The sequence below is a fragment of the Mumia sp. ZJ1417 genome, from assembly GCF_014127285.1.
Classification (GTDB): Bacteria; Actinomycetota; Actinomycetes; order Propionibacteriales; family Nocardioidaceae; genus Mumia.
Map to the genome: position 1 here is coordinate 1305474 of NZ_CP059901.1, position 16796 is coordinate 1322269.

General features: G+C 71.6%; 17 protein-coding genes. 15 read left to right on the forward strand and 2 right to left on the reverse strand.

Going from position 1 to position 16796, the window contains the following annotated elements; all coding sequences use genetic code 11:
• Nucleotides 1-23: 23 nt before the first annotated feature.
• The 3 genes from ndk to H4N58_RS06280 are packed head-to-tail and all read left to right on the forward strand — an operon-like array spanning nucleotide 24 to nucleotide 1048.
• Complete coding sequence (gene ndk, locus H4N58_RS06275) at nucleotides 24-434, forward strand: nucleoside-diphosphate kinase (protein WP_167251987.1); 411 nt, start codon at nucleotides 24-26, stop codon at nucleotides 432-434.
• Nucleotides 435-443: 9 nt separating this feature from the next.
• Nucleotides 444-566 carry a hypothetical protein gene (locus H4N58_RS20590; protein ID WP_255490700.1) on the forward strand — a complete coding sequence of 41 codons (123 nt, stop codon included), beginning with the start codon at nucleotides 444-446 and terminating at the stop codon, nucleotides 564-566.
• Nucleotides 567-574: 8 nt separating this feature from the next.
• Nucleotides 575-1048, forward strand: coding sequence for a hypothetical protein (locus H4N58_RS06280; protein ID WP_208322959.1), 474 nt, complete (start codon nucleotides 575-577; stop codon nucleotides 1046-1048).
• A gap of 24 nt (nucleotides 1049-1072) precedes the next feature.
• On the opposite strand, the gene H4N58_RS20355 is transcribed toward H4N58_RS06280, so the two are convergent.
• The gene (locus H4N58_RS20355) at nucleotides 1073-1762 is read right to left on the reverse strand and encodes an NIPSNAP family protein (protein WP_208322496.1); all 690 of its coding nucleotides are present in this window, start codon (nucleotides 1760-1762) and stop codon (nucleotides 1073-1075) included.
• Nucleotides 1763-1869: 107 nt separating this feature from the next.
• On the opposite strand from H4N58_RS20355, the gene H4N58_RS06290 reads away from it, so the two are divergent.
• The 7 genes from H4N58_RS06290 (at nucleotide 1870) to H4N58_RS06320 (ending at nucleotide 10078) form a co-directional block, all read left to right on the forward strand.
• Nucleotides 1870-2904 (forward strand): rod shape-determining protein, encoded by a 1035-nt coding sequence (locus H4N58_RS06290; RefSeq protein WP_167007665.1) that lies wholly within the window; start codon nucleotides 1870-1872, stop codon nucleotides 2902-2904.
• A 4-nt stretch (nucleotides 2905-2908) separates the two neighbouring features.
• Nucleotides 2909-3760, forward strand: coding sequence for a rod shape-determining protein MreC (gene mreC, locus H4N58_RS06295; RefSeq protein ID WP_167251986.1), 852 nt, complete (start codon nucleotides 2909-2911; stop codon nucleotides 3758-3760).
• A gap of 1 nt (nucleotide 3761) precedes the next feature.
• Complete coding sequence (mreD, locus tag H4N58_RS06300; protein WP_167007671.1) at nucleotides 3762-4277, forward strand: rod shape-determining protein MreD; 516 nt, start codon at nucleotides 3762-3764, stop codon at nucleotides 4275-4277.
• A 1-nt stretch (nucleotide 4278) separates the two neighbouring features.
• Nucleotides 4279-6396, forward strand: a complete 2118-nt coding sequence (mrdA, locus tag H4N58_RS06305) for a penicillin-binding protein 2 (RefSeq protein ID WP_167251985.1) — start codon at nucleotides 4279-4281, stop codon at nucleotides 6394-6396.
• Entirely contained in the window at nucleotides 6393-7601 is a 1209-nt protein-coding gene (rodA, locus tag H4N58_RS06310) for a rod shape-determining protein RodA (protein WP_167007676.1), read from the forward strand. Before mrdA ends, rodA begins: the two co-directional genes overlap by 4 nt.
• Nucleotides 7602-7664: 63 nt before the next feature.
• Entirely contained in the window at nucleotides 7665-9617 is a 1953-nt protein-coding gene (locus H4N58_RS06315) for a TIGR03960 family B12-binding radical SAM protein (RefSeq protein WP_167251984.1), read from the forward strand.
• Nucleotides 9614-10078 carry a GNAT family N-acetyltransferase gene (locus H4N58_RS06320; protein ID WP_167007682.1) on the forward strand — a complete coding sequence of 155 codons (465 nt, stop codon included), beginning with the start codon at nucleotides 9614-9616 and terminating at the stop codon, nucleotides 10076-10078. The genes H4N58_RS06315 and H4N58_RS06320 overlap by 4 nt, the downstream gene beginning before the upstream one ends.
• On the opposite strand, the gene H4N58_RS06325 is transcribed toward H4N58_RS06320, so the two are convergent.
• Complete coding sequence (locus tag H4N58_RS06325) at nucleotides 10023-11246, reverse strand: CynX/NimT family MFS transporter (RefSeq protein ID WP_167251983.1); 1224 nt, start codon at nucleotides 11244-11246, stop codon at nucleotides 10023-10025. The genes H4N58_RS06320 and H4N58_RS06325 overlap by 56 nt on opposite strands.
• A gap of 176 nt (nucleotides 11247-11422) precedes the next feature.
• On the opposite strand from H4N58_RS06325, the gene H4N58_RS06330 reads away from it, so the two are divergent.
• The 5 genes from H4N58_RS06330 to H4N58_RS06350 are packed head-to-tail and all read left to right on the forward strand — an operon-like array spanning nucleotide 11423 to nucleotide 16770.
• Nucleotides 11423-12964, forward strand: a complete 1542-nt coding sequence (locus H4N58_RS06330) for an ABC transporter substrate-binding protein (RefSeq protein WP_167007688.1) — start codon at nucleotides 11423-11425, stop codon at nucleotides 12962-12964.
• A 2-nt stretch (nucleotides 12965-12966) separates the two neighbouring features.
• A complete protein-coding gene (locus H4N58_RS06335) occupies nucleotides 12967-13959 on the forward strand; it encodes an ABC transporter permease (protein ID WP_167007691.1) in 993 nt (330 codons plus the stop codon).
• Complete coding sequence (locus H4N58_RS06340; RefSeq protein WP_167251982.1) at nucleotides 13956-14831, forward strand: ABC transporter permease; 876 nt, start codon at nucleotides 13956-13958, stop codon at nucleotides 14829-14831. Before H4N58_RS06335 ends, H4N58_RS06340 begins: the two co-directional genes overlap by 4 nt.
• Entirely contained in the window at nucleotides 14828-15832 is a 1005-nt protein-coding gene (locus tag H4N58_RS06345; RefSeq protein ID WP_167251981.1) for an ABC transporter ATP-binding protein, read from the forward strand. Before H4N58_RS06340 ends, H4N58_RS06345 begins: the two co-directional genes overlap by 4 nt.
• Nucleotides 15829-16770, forward strand: coding sequence for an ABC transporter ATP-binding protein (locus H4N58_RS06350; RefSeq protein ID WP_167251980.1), 942 nt, complete (start codon nucleotides 15829-15831; stop codon nucleotides 16768-16770). Before H4N58_RS06345 ends, H4N58_RS06350 begins: the two co-directional genes overlap by 4 nt.
• Nucleotides 16771-16796 lie beyond the last annotated feature (26 nt).

The following is a 16796-nucleotide window of genomic DNA, read 5'->3' on the forward strand; positions in this document are numbered from 1 at the left end:
GGCCCCTCGCTAGGCTTCGACGCATGTCCGAACGCACTCTGGTCCTGCTCAAGCCCGACGCCGTCCGCCGTGGACTGGTCGGCGAGATCCTCGGTCGCTACGAGGCGAAGGGCCTCTCGATCGTCGCCACGTGGTTCGGCACGATCGACGCCGCCCAGGCGGACGCACACTACGCTGAGCACGTCGAGCGCGACTTCTACCCGCCGCTGCGGACGTTCGTGACCTCCGGCCCGATGATGGCGCTCGTGCTCGAGGGCGACCAGGCGATCGAGGTCGTGCGGCTGCTCAACGGCGCCACCGACGGCCGCGTCGCCGCCCCTGGCACGATCCGCGGCGACCTCTCGCTGTCGAACCGTGAGAACCTCGTCCACGGCTCGGACTCGCCCGAGTCGGCCGCCCGCGAGACGAAGCTCTGGTTCCCCGAGCTGGGCTGACTGCTCGTCGTGAGGTACGTCGAGCCCGATCCGTCGCTTCCCGAGGTGCCGTTGGCCGGCGGGTACGTGACCGAAGGGCTCGTCCGGATCGGTGACACGGCGCGCCGTCCCCCAGCCGGCACGCTGCCCTGACGGCCGAGGTGCTGCGGTTCGTCGAGGCCGCCGGGTTCGATGGGGCTCCGCGCTGTCTCGGGACCGACCACGCCGGCCGGCAGGTCCTCTCGTACGTCCCGGGAGAGGTCGCGTCTCGTACGTCCCGCGAGGCGCACGCGCTCATCGACTTCGACATGGCGCGGCCCGCGACCCGTAAGGAGGAGGTGCAGAACCTCCTGCTGTGGTGCGCACCGCCGATGGCCCCCCGAGACCGCCCGGAGGCTATGGCCGGGGTCGACCCGTACGCCCGCGCGCGCCTCCTGGTCGACGCCTACGGCCTCGGTTCCGATGCCCGTTCGGAGGTGGTCGCCGTCGCAGAGAACACGGCGGCGCGGGCGTGGTTCCTCATGCGGGACAGAGCCGCGCGGCTGGGCGGCGGATGGGCCCGGATGTGGGCTGAGGTGTGGGGGACACGATCCGTCGCCGCCGGGAGTGGCTCGCCGAGCACCGCGCCACGCTGACCGGCGCCGTCACGGCCTGACGGCTCAGCGCAGCACTGAGCGGTCGGTTGGTGTGAGCCGGAGCTCCTCACCGATGCTCGACTGCACGACCTGCAGCACACTCTCGGAGGCAGCCGCGGCCGTCACGCGGCGTACGTGGGCGGCGTGCTCGGCCTCCGTGGCGAAGCGCGCGACGCGGACGTACGCGCGGGCGTCCGCGCGGACCGGCAGGGCGGGGAACGTGTTGGCGACGTCGGCCGACACGTACGCCGCGACGCGGGCCGACCCGAGCGCGGTCAGGCGGTCCTCGCCGGCCGCCTCCATCAGCGCGACGAATCCGTCCAGGTCGTCCGGCTGATAGACGGTCGTGACCACCAGGTCAGGAGGGGACGGCTCCTGAGCCGAGGACAGCGTGAGGGCGCCGCCGGAGACCGGGCGAAGCAGCAGGACATCGTCGGACGAGATCATCGTCGCGTTGGCGGCGTCGCGGTTGCGAGCCCAGACCGGACCCCCGTAGAACGCCTGGAGCGACTTCCCGCGGCTCACCGCGTCGTCGAACCCGCGCATCCACACGAACTGGTCGGGGTCGTCGAGGTCGCGGAACTGGCCGAGGACCGACATCCCGGCATCCTCTTGCGGTGCGAGGAACTCGGAGTCGAACAAGGAGATCAGCGTCTCCCGCTGTCCGGGGTGCAGGGCGTAGCGGCGAAGCTCGAGGAGCGCGGTGCGCGGCATGCCGCCACCCTTGCAGGCAGGTCCGACACGGACGCGGCTCCAAGACTGAGCGGGCGCTCTGGCGTGTCTGACCGGGGACCGACGCCCACCAGACCTAGCCTGAGCCCATGTCCTTCCCCTTGCGCAGCCTGCTCGGGCGCGACATGGCGGTCGACCTGGGCACAGCCAACACCCTCGTCTACGTACGAGGCAAGGGTGTGTTGCTCGACGAGCCGTCGGTCGTGGCCCTGGCCGCGCAGACCCACGAGATCCTTGCCGTGGGTACGGAGGCCAAGCGCATGCACGGGAGGACTCCCGACGCGATCTCGGTGATCCGGCCGATGAAGGACGGCGTGATCGCCGACTTCGAGGCCTGCGAGCACATGCTCCGGCTGTTCATCCAGCAGGTGCACCGGCGTCGCTACTTCACCAAGCCGCGCCTCGTCGTCTGCGTCCCCAGCGCGATCACGTCCGTCGAGCAGCGTGCGGTCCGCGAGGCGGGCTACCAGGCCGGGGCACGCCAGGTCTTCATCGTCGAGGAGCCGATGGCCGCCGCGCTCGGCGCCGGGCTTCCGGTCCACGAACCGACCGGCAACATGATCGTGGACGTCGGAGGCGGGACGACCGAGGTCGCGGTGATCGCACTCGGTGGCATCGTCGCCAGCCGTTCGATCCGTACGGCCGGCGACGACATGGACGAGGCGATCGTCGCGTGGTTCAAGAAGGAATACGCGCTCCTGCTCGGCGACCGTACGGCCGAGGACCTCAAGGCCGAAGCCGGGTCGGCGTTCCCGATGCCGGATGAGCGCACCGTCCACGTCCGCGGACGCGACATGGTCGGCGGCCTCCCTCGTACGGTCGAGGTCACCGCCGCGGAAGTCCGCCGCGCCCTCGAGGAACCGGTTGCGGCCATCGTCGACGCCGTCCGCAGCACCCTCGACCTGACCCCGCCGGAGCTCGCCGGCGACATCATGGACCGCGGCATCGTGCTGACCGGCGGCGGAGCGCTGCTGCGGGGGCTCGACGACCGCATCCGTCATGAGACCCAGATCCCCGTCCACGTCGTCGAGGACCCGCTCCACTCGGTCGCCCTCGGTGCGGGCAAGTGCGTCGAGGAGTTCGACGCACTCCGACAGGTGCTGACCTCCGAGCCCCGGAGGTGATCGCGTGGCCCGGACCCGTACCCGTCCCGACCCCGAGCCGCGCCGCCCCCGCACGGTCCTGTTCGTGCTCCTGCTCGCCGCCGTGGCGCTCATCAGTGTCGACCTCTCCGGCGCGGGCTCGCCCGCTCGTACCGTCGCGTCCACGCTCCTCGGGCCGCTGGAGTCCGGGGCGCACCGGCTGCTGAGCCCGTTCGGCATCGACAGCTTCGCGACCCGTGACGCGCTGCGCGACGAGAACGCCGCTCTCGAGGAGGAGAACGCTCGTCTGCGCGGCCTCGTCGCGTCCAGCGGAGTCGACCGGACGCGGCTCGCCGAGTACGACCGCCTCGCGCGGTACGCGGACGCGGCCGGGCTCGAGACCGTCACGACACACGTCGTCGGCCTTGGCTCGGCTCAGTCGTTCCGCCGTACGGTCACGCTCGACGCGGGCACGGCGCGGGGAGTGCGCAAGGACATGACCGTGCTCGGCCCGGACGGCCTCGTCGGCCGCGTCGTCAGCGCGACGCGGACCAACGCCGTGGTGCTCCTGCTCGTCGACGCCGACTCCGTCGTCGGTGCACGGGTGGGAGGGGACCACGAGCTCGGGATGGTCCGCGGCGACGGGAGCCTGTCGGGGTCGGGCCGCCTGACCCTGGACGTGCTCGACCGCCAGGTGGTGCCCAAGGAGGGCGACACGATCGTCGCGTGGGGCTCGCGCGACGGCGTCCCGTACATCGCGGGCGTCCCGATCGGACGGGTCGAGAAGGTCGTGGAGTCGCCGCGCGACGAGACGGCCGAGGTTACGGTCGCTCCGTTCGTCGACTTCTCCGCGCTCGACGCCGTGTCGGTCGTGGTCGGCGCCCGGACGGGGTCGTGACGTGAGCGTCCGGCGCGCGGGCACCGTGCTCGTGCTGCTCCTCGCCGCCGTCGTCCTGCAGGTGAGCCTGCTTGCACCCCTCGTCCCGACCGGTGTCGCGCCCGACCTCGTGCTCGTGGTCGTCGTCGCCGTCGGTCTGTGCACGGGGGCGGCCGATGGTGCCGTGACGGGTTTCGTCGGGGGGCTCCTGCTCGATGCCGCGCCACCGGCCGACCACGTCCTCGGGCAGTGGGCGCTGGCGTTGACGGTCGTCGGCTACCTCGCCGGGACCGTCGACCGCGGCAGCCGGCCGTCGTGGGTGAGCGATGCCGCGACTGTCGCCGCCGGCGCGTTCGTCGGCACGTCGCTGTTCGCGCTGTCCGGGCTGCTGCTCGACCAGCCTGGTGTCACGGTCTCCGGGGTGCTCCCCGTGGTTGCGCTGGCGACCGCGTACGACGTCGTCCTCGGCCTCGCAGCGGTGCCCGGGGTCCGCGCCCTGCTCGTCCGGCTGGAGCCGGCGCCCCGGGTGGGGTGGTGACGTGAGGCGCGGTCATGCCCGGCTCGTCGTCGTGCAGGTGCTCGTCGTGGCGCTGTTCGCGACGCTCGTCGCACGGCTCTGGTACGTCCAGGTGGTCGGCGGCGAGGAGTACCAGGCGCGCGCGGCGAGCAACGCCACCCGCCAGGTCGTGGTCCAGCCCCAGCGCGGGCTCGTCGTCGATGCGATGGGGCGGCCGCTGGTCACCAACCGCTCCACATGGGTCGTCACCGTCGACCGCTCGCGCCTGACCCGCCTCGACGCCGACGAGCAGGCCGATGTGCTCGGGCGCCTCGCGAGCCTCGTCGACCTGAAGTACGACGCGCTGCTCGACCGCATCAAGCTGTGCGGCGAGGAGGGTGCTCCCGAGCCGCCCGCCTGCTGGAACGGCTCCCCGTACGAGCCCGTGCCGGTCGCCCAGGACGTGCCGCGCGACGTCGCCCTGACGCTCTCGGAGCGGGCGGAGGAGTTCCCCGCGGTGGCGGCGCAGCAGCGCTACCTCCGTGCCTACCCGTCGCCGGAGGGCGTCAACGCCGCCCAGCTCCTCGGGTACGTCAGCCCGATCACCGCCGACGAGTACGCCGCGGCGCGCGAGTCCGACGACGACACGCGCAGCGCCGCCTCGATGGTCGGCCGTGCCGGGATCGAGCGGGGGTACGACGCGGACCTGCGCGGCGTGCCGGGCACCACCGGCAAGGCGGTCGACTCCCGTGGGCGCGTGATCGCCGAGGGCGCGGCCGTCGACCCCGAGGCCGGCAAGACGCTCGTGACGAGCATCGACGCGCGGGTGCAGGCGTTGGCCGAGTCCCAGCTCGAGAAGGCGATCAAGAAGGCCCGCACGACTCACGACGACGTGACCGGTCGCGACTACGAGGCCACGGCGGGTGCCGTCGTCGTGCTCGACCCGAACGACGGACGCGTGATCGCCGCGGCCAGCAACCCCACGTACGACCCCGAGGTGTGGGTCGACGGGATCTCCGACCGCAAGCTCAAGGAGCTGTACGACGACGGCTCCGGCACCCCGCTCCTCTCGCGGGCGACCCAGGCGCAGCTCGCCCCGGGCTCGACCTGGAAGCCCTTTGTCGCCGCGGGCGCGCTGGAGGACCGTTGGGACACCGGCTCGCGCCTGGACTGCTCGTCAGGGCTGCAGGTCGGCACCCGGTGGTTCAAGAACTACGAGTCGGCCTCGTACGGCTCGATCGGGTTCGACCAGGCGCTCTCGGTCTCGTGCGACACCTTCTTCTACCGGATCGCGTACGCCGCCTGGATGGACCAGGGCGGGGCCGACGCCGACGAGGGCGTGCACGACCCGCTGGTCGAGATGGCGCGGGCCTTCGGGTTCGGTGCGCGCACCGGCTTCGACGTGCCGGGCGAAGCAGCCGGGCGGCTCGGCGACCGCCCGTGGCGGCAGGACTATTGGGACGCCAACAAGGACCGCTACTGCAAGATCGCCGAGAAGCCGGAGAAGGTCGACAGCGCCTACCTTCGGCTGTTCGCCCGCGAGTTCTGCGCCGACGGGTACGTCTACCGGGCCGGGGATGCGGTCAACTTCTCGATCGGGCAGGGCGAGACGCTCGTGACCCCGCTCCAGCTCGCCGTCGCGTACGGGGCGCTGTCCAACGGGGGGACGCTCTACGAGCCGCGCGCGGCCAAAGCCGTCCTCGACGCCGACGGCCGCGTGGTGCGCGAGATCGCGCCGAAGAAGGCCGGGCGTGTCCCCGTCTCGAAGTCCCACCTGCGCTACATCGATCGCGCGCTCCTCGACACCGCCAAGAGCGGCACGATGGCGTGGAAGATGGGCGGCTTCCCGCTCGGCGAGGTGAAGATCCGGTCCAAGACCGGCACTGCCGAGGTCACCGGACGCCAGACGACCGGCTGGGTCGCCTCGTACGACGAGAACTACGTCGTCGTGATGATGATGGAGCAGGCCGGCACCGGCTCCGGATCGTCGGGCGACGCGGTGCGCGCGATCTGGGAGGGCCTGTACGGGGTGAAGGACGGCAAGGTCCGCCGAGATGAGGCGCTGATGCCGAAGGCCCGTCCGCCGAAGGGTCTGCCGCGCGTCGCTGTTGACGGCCGGGTGCTCGCGCCCCGTACCGCCACGAAGGGCGACGGCCGATGAGCACGCGAGGCACCGTACGTCCGGCACGTCCACCGGGTGCGCCGGCGCGGCGGTGGTGGGGAGACGTCGATCTGCCGCTGGTCGGCTCGGCGCTCGCGCTCGGCCTGATCGGGATGCTGCTGGTGTGGTCGGCGACCGCGTCGCGCGACGATCTCACCGGCGGCGACCCGACGGCGTACCTCGTCAAGCAGGGCACCAACGTCCTCATCGCCCTGGGGCTCGGTGCCGTGATGGCGGCGACTGACCGGCGCTGGATCCGACTGTGGGCGCCGGTCGTGTACGGAGCAGCGGTCCTCGGGTTGGTGCTGGTGTTCGTCCCGGGGGTAGGTGCGGTCGTCAACGGGTCGCGCTCGTGGCTCCAGGTCGGGGGGCTGTCGTTGCAGCCGGCCGAGCTCGCGAAGCTCGGCGTGGTGCTCGTGATGGCGCTGCTGTTCGCCGAGCGGACAGAAGGGGCGATGCGCCGCGTCGTCCGCTCGTCCGATGTCCTGCTCGCGCTCGTCTGCGCCGCGGTGCCCGCCGTGCTGATCCTTGCGCAGCCCGACCTCGGGACGTTGATGGTGATGGTCGCGATCGTGCTGGGCGTGCTGGCGGTCGCGGGGGTTCGGCTCGGGTGGCTGGTCGGGCTGGTCGCCGTCGGCATCGGCGCGATCGTGCTGGCGGTCGCGACCGGGCTGATCGAGGACTACCAGGTCCTGCGTTTCGAGGCGTTCACCAACCCCGACCTCGATCCGCGCGGCGCCGGATACAACACCGTCCAGGCGCGGATCGCGATTGGCAACGGCGGCATCTGGGGTCAGGGGCTCTTCGACGGCACCCAGACGCAGGCGGGCTTCGTGCCCGAGCAGCACACCGACTTCGTGTTCACGGTGGCGGGGGAGGAGCTCGGGCTGCTGGGCGCCGGACTCGTCGTCGTGCTCCTGGGCGTGCTCGTCTGGCGGTGCCTGCGGATCGCTCAGCGCGCCGACGACCTGTTCGACCGGCTCGCCGCCGCCGGGATCGCGTGCTGGTTCGGGTTCCAGGCGTTCCAGAACATCGGGATGTCGCTCGGGATCATGCCGGTGACGGGGGTGCCGCTGCCATTCGTCTCGTACGGGGGGACGGCGATGTTCGCCTCCGCGATGGCAGTCGGACTGCTGGTCGCGATCGGTCGCCGCAGCGCGACGCCAGCCGTGGTCGTACGCTCCCGCTCCGCCCGCTCCCGCTGACGGTTTGCCACGGGGGTGGCGACGGATTCGGTCCCTGGGGGCACGCTCGTTACCCTGGGGAGCATGCCCGTGCAGCACCTCGACACCAGCGTCGCGTCGGTCTTCGACCGGCTCGAGCCGCTCCTCCCGACGATCAGCAAGCCGATCCAGTACGTCGGCGGTGAGCTGAACTCCGTCATCAAGGAGTGGAGCTCTGTTGACGTGCGCTGGGCCCTGATGTACCCCGACGCCTACGAGGTCGGCCTGCCCAACCAGGGTGTCCAGATCCTGTACGAGGTCCTCAACGAGCGTGACTGGCTCCTGGCCGAGCGCACGTACGCGGTCTTCCCTGACATGGAAGCCCTCATGCGCGAGCACGCGATCCCGCAGTTCACGGTCGACACCCACCGCCCGGTGCGCGCGTTCGACCTGTTCGGCATCTCGTTCTCGACCGAGCTCGGCTACACCAACATGCTCACCGCCCTCGATCTTGCGGGCATCCCGCTGCGCGCCGTCGACCGCACCGACGACGACCCGATCGTCCTCGCCGGCGGGCACGCGGCGTTCAACCCGGAGCCGATCGCGGACTTCGTCGATGCCGCCGTGCTCGGCGACGGCGAGGAGATCGTCCTCAAGATCAGCGACGTCGTCCGCGAGTGGAAGGCCGAGGGAAAGCCCGGCGGCCGCGACGAGGTCCTCATGCGCCTCGCCCGCTCCGGCAGTGTCTACGTGCCGAAGTTCTACGACGTCACCTACCTCCCCGACGGCCGCATCCAGCGCGTCGCGCCCAACCGGCCGGGCGTCCCGTGGCGGGTCACCAAGCACACGCTGATGGACCTCGACCAGTGGCCGTACCCCAAGAACCCGCTGGTCCCGCTCGCCGAGACCGTCCACGAGCGCTACTCCGTCGAGATCTTCCGCGGCTGCACCCGCGGCTGCCGGTTCTGCCAGGCCGGCATGATCACGCGTCCGGTGCGCGAGCGCAGCCTGCAGACGATCGGCGAGATGGTCGACAACGGGCTGAAGAAGTCAGGCTTCGAGGAGGTCGGCCTGCTCTCGCTGTCCAGCGCCGACCATACCGAGATCGGCGAGGTCGCCAAGCAGCTCGGCGACCGGTACGAGGGCTCCAACACGTCGCTGTCGCTGCCGAGCACCCGTGTCGACGCCTTCAACATCACGCTCGCCAACGAGTTCAGCCGCAACGGGCGCCGCTCGGGCCTGACGTTCGCGCCCGAGGGCGGCTCGGAGCGTCTCCGTAAGGTGATCAACAAGATGGTCACCGAGGAGGACCTGATCCGTACGGTCGCCGCCGCGTACTCCCACGGCTGGCGTCAGGTGAAGCTCTACTTCATGTGCGGGCTCCCGACGGAGACCGACGAGGACGTCATGCAGATCGGCGAGCTCGCCAAGAAGGTCATCGAGACCGGGCGTGAGGTGTCGGGCCGCAAGGACATCCGGTGCACGGTGTCGATCGGCGGGTTCGTGCCCAAGCCGCACACGCCGTTCCAGTGGGCGGCGCAGCTCGACCACGAGACCACCGACGACCGCCTGCGCAAGCTGCGCTCCTCGGTGCAGTCCGACAAGCGCTTCGGGCGTGCGATCGGTTTCCGCTACCACGACGGCAAGCCCGGCACGATCGAAGGCCTGCTCTCGCGCGGCGACCGGCGCGTGGGGCGCGTCATCGAGGCGGTCTGGCGCGACGGTGGCCGTTTCGACGGCTGGAGCGAGCACTTCTCGTACGACCGCTGGGAGCGCTGCACCGCCGAGGCGCTGGCCGGCGAGCCGGTCGACCTCGACTGGTACACGACGCGCGAGCGCGAGTACGCCGAGGTGCTCCCGTGGGACCACCTCGACTCCGGGCTCGACCGCGACTGGCTCTGGGAGGACTGGCAGGACGCGATCGACCCCGACGGTGCGCTGGAGGTCGAGGACTGCCGCTGGACGCCGTGCTTCGACTGCGGCGTCTGCCCGCAGATGGATTCCGAGATCCAGATCGGCCCCACGGGTCGGCAGCTGCTGCCGCTCAGCGTCGTGTGACGCGGGTCCGTCAGGCGACGGCCGCCGACGCCTCAGCGCTCGCGGACCTGCGTGTCCGGTGGACGCAGGAGCAGCGCGGCCCGGTCGACGACCCGACGTTCGCCGAGCGTTTCGACGCGTGGTTCGCGCGCGAGTCGGGACAGCGGGTCGCGTGGCTCGCGCAGATCGACGACGCGCCGGTCGGGATGCTCAACGTGATGCTGTTCGAGCGGATGCCGCGACCGGGTGTGCCGGTGAGCCGGTGGGGCTACGTCGCCAACGTGTACGTCGTGCCGGAGCACCGCGACTCGGGCATCGGGGGAGACCTGATGGCTGCGGTGACCGACTACGCGGACGAGACGGGCCTGGTGCGCCTGGTCCTCAGTCCGACCGCACGGTCGGTGTCGCTCTACGAGCGGGTCGGCTTCACCGGGGGCCACGACCTGCTTCTCCGCCCTCGGGGAGCTGGTCCTCGAGCATGATCGGGCGGACGAGGTATGTGCCGAGCACGCCGATGAGAGTCGCGAGCACGACGAGCATCGCGATCGGCGCGCCCCAGCCGCCGGTCGCGTCGTGCAGGACGCCGGTGCCGAACGGGCCGAGCGCCGCGATCAGGTAACCGAGCCCCTGCACGAACCCGGACAGCGCCACCGTGCCCTCGTGGGTGCGTGAGCGCTTGGCGATCATCGTCAGCACCCACGGGAACGCCGCCCCGCCGAAGCCGAGCAGGAGCGCCCACAGCCACGGCGCCTGCGTCGGCCACCACAGCAGCCCGAGCCATCCGGCCACGGTGACCACGGCGAAGCCCCACGGCAGCCAGGCTCGGTCGCCGGTACGGGCGATCAGCAGCGGCAGGAGGAGCGCGGCGGGGATCCCGACGCCGGTCACGATCGCGAGCATGCTGCCGGCGTAGCCGTCGCTGAGGCCGGCGTCCTCGAGGATCGCGGGGAACCATCCGAACTGTGCGTACGCCTGCGCGGCCTGGGCGCCGAAGCACACGGCCATCACCCAGGCGAGGGGCGCCCGGGCCAGTCGGCTGACCCCGATGGGTGTCGAGGCGCCGGTCGTACGGACGTCGTGCCCGAGCAGCCGCAGCCACGGCAGCAGCGTGACGACCGCGAGCAGTGACCACGTGAACAGGCCCCATCGCCAGTCTCCGGCGGCCTCGGAGATCGGCACCGTGAGGGCAGCGGAGAGCGTCGCGCCTCCGACGATCGCGGCGCCGCCGATCGACGACACGAGCGCGATCCGATCGGGGAAGTGGACCTTCACCAGCGGCGGAAGGATGACGTTGCCGATCGCACACCCGGCGAGGGAAACCGCCGAGGCGACCAGGAACACCGTGGCGTCGTCGACGAAGGCGCGCACCCCGAGCCCCAGGGCGACGACGGCCATCGACGCGGCGGCCGTGGTGTGCAGGCCGATCGCCCGCACGATCGTGTTGGCGAGCGACCCGACCACCGCGAAGCACAGCACCGGCAGCGTCGTGAGCAGCCCGGCCGCGGTCGCGGACATCCCGAGGTTCTCGCGGACGGGCGACAGGACGACCCCGACGCTTCCGACGGAGGCGCGCAGGTTCAGCGCGAGCAGGATGAGGCAGACGAGGACGAACGCGCGCTTGCCGGCGGACTCGAGGATGGGGGACGTCACCCGGCCAATGTTTCACGCACGTGACGGTCGACCCCCTGCGGGTTCCGTGACGGTTCCAGGTCCACCCGGCCCCTTGACCGGAACCGAGGCGGCTCGCTAGCGTCCCGATATCGTATAGATTAGCCGCCTCGCGCCTTCAGGTCGTGGCGGCTCCGTGACGGATCGGTGGTACCTGCATGCGCGTGTTCCCCGGGGCCGACCTCGACCTCCGCAGGCGCGTGCGCGCCGCGGTGCTCGGTGCGACCTTCGTGACCCTCACCCTCTCGGCCTGCGGTGGGGGAGGAGGCGGATCAGCGAGCGGCGACACCGTCGACGACGCCCACGTCACCCTCGGAAGCTCGGCGATCAGCAACAGCCTCGATCCTGCCGCCGCACTCTCGTCGGTCGGGCGGACGTACACCAAGCAGGTCTTCGACCAGCTCGTGACGTTCGACGCGGAGGGCACGCTCCAACCGAGCCTCGCCACCGAGTGGAAGCGCGTCGACGACACCGCGATCGACTTCACCCTCCGCGAGGGGGTGACCTTCAGCAGCGGAGCCCCGCTCGACGCGGCCGCCGTCGCGGCGAACGTCGAGCGCGTGCTCTCGGGCGACCCTGCGTACGCGACGGTGGCCGGGCGCATCGCGACGGTGAAGGAGGCGAAGGCGGTCTCTCCCGACGTCGTACGGGTCGTCACCGCCGCTCCCGACGCGATCCTCCTTAACCGGATGACGCTGCTCGACATCGTCGACCCCGCGACGTTCGGCGATGACCGCCCGGCGGGCACGGGACCGTTCGAGGTCTCGGACTACGAGGCGGGCACAACGATCGAGCTCACCCGCAACGCCGACTCCTGGCGCGCGAGCGAGGCGGTGGAGAAGGTCACGATCAAGGCGATCCCCAACCCGACCACGCTCGCCAGCGCGCTGCGGACCGGCGACGTGGACGTGGCGTTCGGCCTGCCCGCCGACGTCGCCAAGCAGCTGGAGACGAACGGCTTCTCCAACGTCAACGAGCCAGCAGGATCCTCGGCGATCACCAGCCTCATCGCCGACGTCGAGCCGGCGCTCGAGGATCCGCGCGTTCGCGAGGCCATCAACCTGGCGGTCAACCGCGAGGAGTTCGTCGAGGCAGCGCTCGGTGGCTTCGGCACCCCGAACGGCAGCCAGCTCCTGCAGGAGGGCTACCTCGGGTACGACCCGTCGCTGCCCTCGTACGACTTCGACCTCGATCGGGTGAAGTCGCTGCTCTCCGAGGCCGGCGCTGAGGGCCTGGAGCTGCCGATCGCGACGACCGCGATGTTCAAGGCGCAGGCCGAGGCCGTCGCTGGCTACCTCAACGCGGCCGGGTTCAAGAGCGAGGTCGTGATCCAGGACCTCTCGGCGTTCATCCCGACGCTCCTCCAGAAGAGCGAGTACCCGCTGCTCTACTGGCAGACCGACTACTACGACCTGCGCGACATCTCGTCGGTGAGCCGCTTCGGACCCACGGCGCCGGGGCAGCAGGCCCACATCCCGGTGAACGACTACCAGAAGCTGTTCGTCCAGCAGGCGGGCCAGCTCGACGAGAAGGCACGCGAGGCCGACATCAAGGAGATGGCGAAGATCCTCAACGAGGAAGCCGGTGTCCTCTTCCTCGCCTGGACCGACAACGTCTACACGACGGCCCCGCGGATCTCGGACCTCCCGCTGTCCGGCGACAGCCTGATCCGCGCCGAGGCGATCGTCGTCACCGAGTGAGCGTGACCGGCGACGGGGCGGCGACTGCGGTCGTCGTCGCCCCGCCCCGGGCGCCTGGCACCCGTCGCCGGCGCCACGTACGGCGTGCGGGTGGCGCCGCCGCCCGGCTCGTCCTCACGCTCCTCGGCCTGCTGACGCTGCTCTTCTTCCTCGTACGGCTCAGTGGCGACCCTGCCGGAGTGCTCGCCGGGCCGTCCGCGACGCCCGAGCAGCTGGAGGCCGTACGGGCGGGTCTGGGGCTCGATCGCCCTCTCCCGGCCCAGTACGTGGCGTTCCTCGGCGACGCGGTCCGGCTCGACTTCGGCACCTCGGTGTTCACGGGAGAGTCCGCGCTCGGCACGGCGCTGGACGCCCTTCCTGCGACGCTCCTCCTGCTCGTGACGACGATGGTCACGTCGGTCGTCATCGGCATCCCCTGTGGCGTGCTCCTCGACCGCGGGGGCCGTGCGACGCGTGCGGTGATCGGATCGTGGATGACGCTGGCGCAGGCGGTCCCGACCTTCGTCCTCGGTGTCCTGCTCATCTACCTGCTGGCGGTCCGGCTCGGGTGGCTCCCCGCGTTCGGCAGCGGCACGCCTGCCACGCTGGTGATGCCGACGCTCGCGCTCGCCGCGTTCGCCGTCGCGCGGACAGCCCGCATGGTGGCCGCGGAGCTGGAGCAGGTGGAAGACCAGGACTTCCTCCGTACCGCCTCGGCCAAGGGCGCGTCGTCGCGCCGGGTCCTCTGGCGGCACGCCCTGCCCAACGCGTTCCCTGCGGTCGCCGCGGCGCTCGTCGTCGAGATGTCCTACCTGATCTCCGGAGCCGTCGTCGTGGAGGTCCTGTTCGCCTACGACGGCATCGGCAAGGAGCTCGTGGACGCGATCTTCGCCCGCGACTACCCGCTCGTCCAAGCCACCGTCTTCGTGATCGGAGTGTTCGTCGTGACCGTCAACATCCTCGGCGACGCGCTACTCACGATGCTCGACCCGCGCACCGCGAGGGCCCGCACATGAGACGCAGCCGCCTCGACCTTCGCGTGTGGGCCCCGCTGGTGGTCCTCGCCCTCATCGTGCTCGCGTGCTTCGCGGGCCCGACGCTGCTCGGACCCGACGGTGCCCAGCAGGCGCTCGGTGAGCGGCTCGCGCCACCCGCCTGGCTCCCCGGGGCCGTCGACGGCAAGCCGCTCGGCACGGACGCCTTCGGCCGCGACATGCTCACCCGCACCCTGGAGGGCGGACGTGTGTCGCTCCAGGTCGGGTTCGGCGCCGCGACCGGGGCGGTCGTCATCGGCCTGCTGCTCGGGCTCGTGGCGGGCTACTGGGGCGGCTGGTGGGACCGGGCGATCATGACGGTCGCCGACGTCTGGCTCGCCTTCCCGTTCCTCGTGATCGCCCTGGCCGCCGTCGCCGTCGTGGGCTCGGACATCCCCGTCCTCGTCGCGCTGCTGACGCTCGGCGGCTGGGTGCTCCCCACCCGGGTGACTCGGACGATCGTCCAGCGGGTCCGCGGCGAGGACTACGTCGTCGCCGCGGCAGGTGCGGGCGCGAGCGACCTCTATCTCGTACGGCGCCACATCCTGCCGCAGGTGCTCCCCGCCAATCTCGTCGTCTGGTCCTTCACGGTTGGCGCGCTGGTCGTCATCGAAGGCGCGCTGTCGTTCTTGGGGCTCGGTGTGAAGCCGCCGACCCCGTCCTGGGGCAACATCGTCTCCGACGGCACCCCCTACCTCGAGACGGCGTGGTGGATCGTCGCCTGGCCTGCCCTGATGATCGTGGTTACGGTCATGTGCGCCAACGCGCTCGGCACGGGCCTGCGCAGGCGCTGGCAGGCCGGTGCCGGCGTCCTCGACCCGTCCGCTTCGCTCGACACGAGGGTGGCCCCATGACGGCGGCGCTGGAGATCGAGGACCTGTGGGTCGAGGCCGGCCCCGCAGACGATCCGCTCGTCCTGGTCAGAGGCGTCGACCTGGCTGTCGAGCCGGGGACGGTCGTGGGCCTGGTCGGCGAGTCGGGCTCGGGCAAGACCGTCACATGCATGTCCGCGCTGGGGCTCGCCGGCCGTGGTGTCCGGATCACCCGCGGGTCCGTCCGTGCGCAGGGCACGGAGCTGGTTGGCGCAGACGAGGCCACGATGCGCCGCGTCCGAGGCGGCGTGGTCGGCACCGTCTTCCAGGACCCGCTGAGCTCGCTCAACCCGCTCCAGCGCATCGGCGACCAGATCGCGGAGGCGCTCGTGCTCCACCGCGGAGGCAGGCGTCGCGCGCACCGCGAGCGGGTGGTCTCGCTCCTCGCTCACGTCGGCGTCCCGGCTCCCGAGCAGCGCGCCAGGGCCTACCCCCACGAGCTGTCGGGCGGCCTGCGCCAACGCGTCGCGATCGCGATGGCGCTCGCCAACGACCCGGCGGTGCTCGTCGCCGACGAGCCGACGACCGCGCTCGACGTGACCGTCCAGGCGCAGGTGCTCGACGTGATCCGAGCAGCGACGCGCGACGAGGGCCGCGCCACGCTCCTGGTGACTCACGACCTGGGCGTCGTCGCGGAGGCCGCCGACCGTGTGGCGGTGATGTATGCCGGGCAGATCGTCGAGGAGGGCCCGGTCGCGTCGGTGTTCGCAGCGCCCCAGCACCCCTATACCCGCGGTCTACTCGCCAGTCGCCCCGTCGTCGCACCCGGCCGTCGCAGGCTCAGCGCCATGCCCGGGCGGCCGCCGCTCCCGGGTGCGTGGCCGCTCGGATGCGCGTTCGAGGCGCGGTGCCCGAGCGCCGACGACGCGTGCGGCGAGGAGCCCCCGGTCCACCGCGGCAACGACGGCTGGGCGCGCTGCTGGCGGCTCCCGAGCGACGGAGCCCCCGATGGCTCCGCTGAGACCCAGGAGAGCGCCGTATGAGTCCCGTCCTTGAGCTCTCCACCCTCGCCAAGGGGTACGACGTCCCGGGTGGCGGTGCTCGTCTGACCGCGGTCGACGGGGTGAGCCTCAGCATCGGCGCCGGGGAGACGTACGCCCTCGTGGGCGAGAGCGGGTGCGGCAAGTCGACGCTCGCCCGGATGGCCGCCATGCTCACCGCACGTGACTCCGGTGAGGTGTTCTGGTCGGGGCAGCCGGTTTCGGGGATGAGCCGCCGCGCCCTGCGGAGCGTCCGCGACCACACACAGGTCGTGTTCCAGGATCCCGCTGCGGCGCTGTCGCCGCGTCTGCGTGTGGCCGAGGCGATCGAGGAGCCGCTGCGGATCCGTGGCCGTACCGGCTCGCGCTCGGTCGCCGAGCTGCTCGACTCCGTCGGCCTCGACCGGTCGATGGGCGGCCGCTACCCCCGCGAGCTCAGCGGCGGCCAGCGCCAGCGGGTCGTGATCGCGCGGGCGCTCGCGCTCGACCCACGCCTTCTCGTGCTCGACGAGCCGGTCGCGTCGCTCGACGTCTCCGTCCAGGCCCAGGTCCTCAACCTCTTGGCCGATCTGCAGGCCTCGAACGGGCTCGCCTACCTGCTGATCGCGCACGACCTCGCCGTGGTGAGCAGCGTGGCGGACCGTATCGGGGTCATGTACCTCGGCCAGATCGTCGAGGAGGGCCCCGCTGACGAGCTCGTCACACAGCCTCGGCATCCGTACACCCAGATGCTGATCACCTCCGTGCCCGCCTTCACGCCGGGGGAGCGGGTCTCGCGGCCCCCGATCCTCGGCGACCCGCCGAGCCCGACTGCCCGTCGTACGGGGTGTGCCTTCGCTGCCCGCTGCGTGTCGGCGACGTCGGTGTGCCACGAGGAGGCTCCCGCGCCGCGTGACCTCGAGGGTGTCCTCGTACGGTGCCACCACGCGTCCGGCACCTGACCGGCGGACAGGGGGCCTCGGTTACG

Coding starts and splice junctions, on each gene's coding strand:
- H4N58_RS06340 (WP_167251982.1), top strand. CDS start 13,956: ATGAGACGCAGCCGCCTCGACCTTCGCGTGTGGGCCCCGCTGGTGGTC.
- H4N58_RS20355 (WP_208322496.1), bottom strand. CDS start 1,762: ATGCCGCGCACCGCGCTCCTCGAGCTTCGCCGCTACGCCCTGCACCCC.
- H4N58_RS06315 (WP_167251984.1), top strand. CDS start 7,665: ATGCCCGTGCAGCACCTCGACACCAGCGTCGCGTCGGTCTTCGACCGG.
- H4N58_RS06345 (WP_167251981.1), top strand. CDS start 14,828: ATGACGGCGGCGCTGGAGATCGAGGACCTGTGGGTCGAGGCCGGCCCC.
- H4N58_RS06350 (WP_167251980.1), top strand. CDS start 15,829: ATGAGTCCCGTCCTTGAGCTCTCCACCCTCGCCAAGGGGTACGACGTC.
- H4N58_RS06290 (WP_167007665.1), top strand. CDS start 1,870: ATGTCCTTCCCCTTGCGCAGCCTGCTCGGGCGCGACATGGCGGTCGAC.
- rodA (WP_167007676.1), top strand. CDS start 6,393: ATGAGCACGCGAGGCACCGTACGTCCGGCACGTCCACCGGGTGCGCCG.
- H4N58_RS06330 (WP_167007688.1), top strand. CDS start 11,423: ATGCGCGTGTTCCCCGGGGCCGACCTCGACCTCCGCAGGCGCGTGCGC.
- ndk (WP_167251987.1), top strand. CDS start 24: ATGTCCGAACGCACTCTGGTCCTGCTCAAGCCCGACGCCGTCCGCCGT.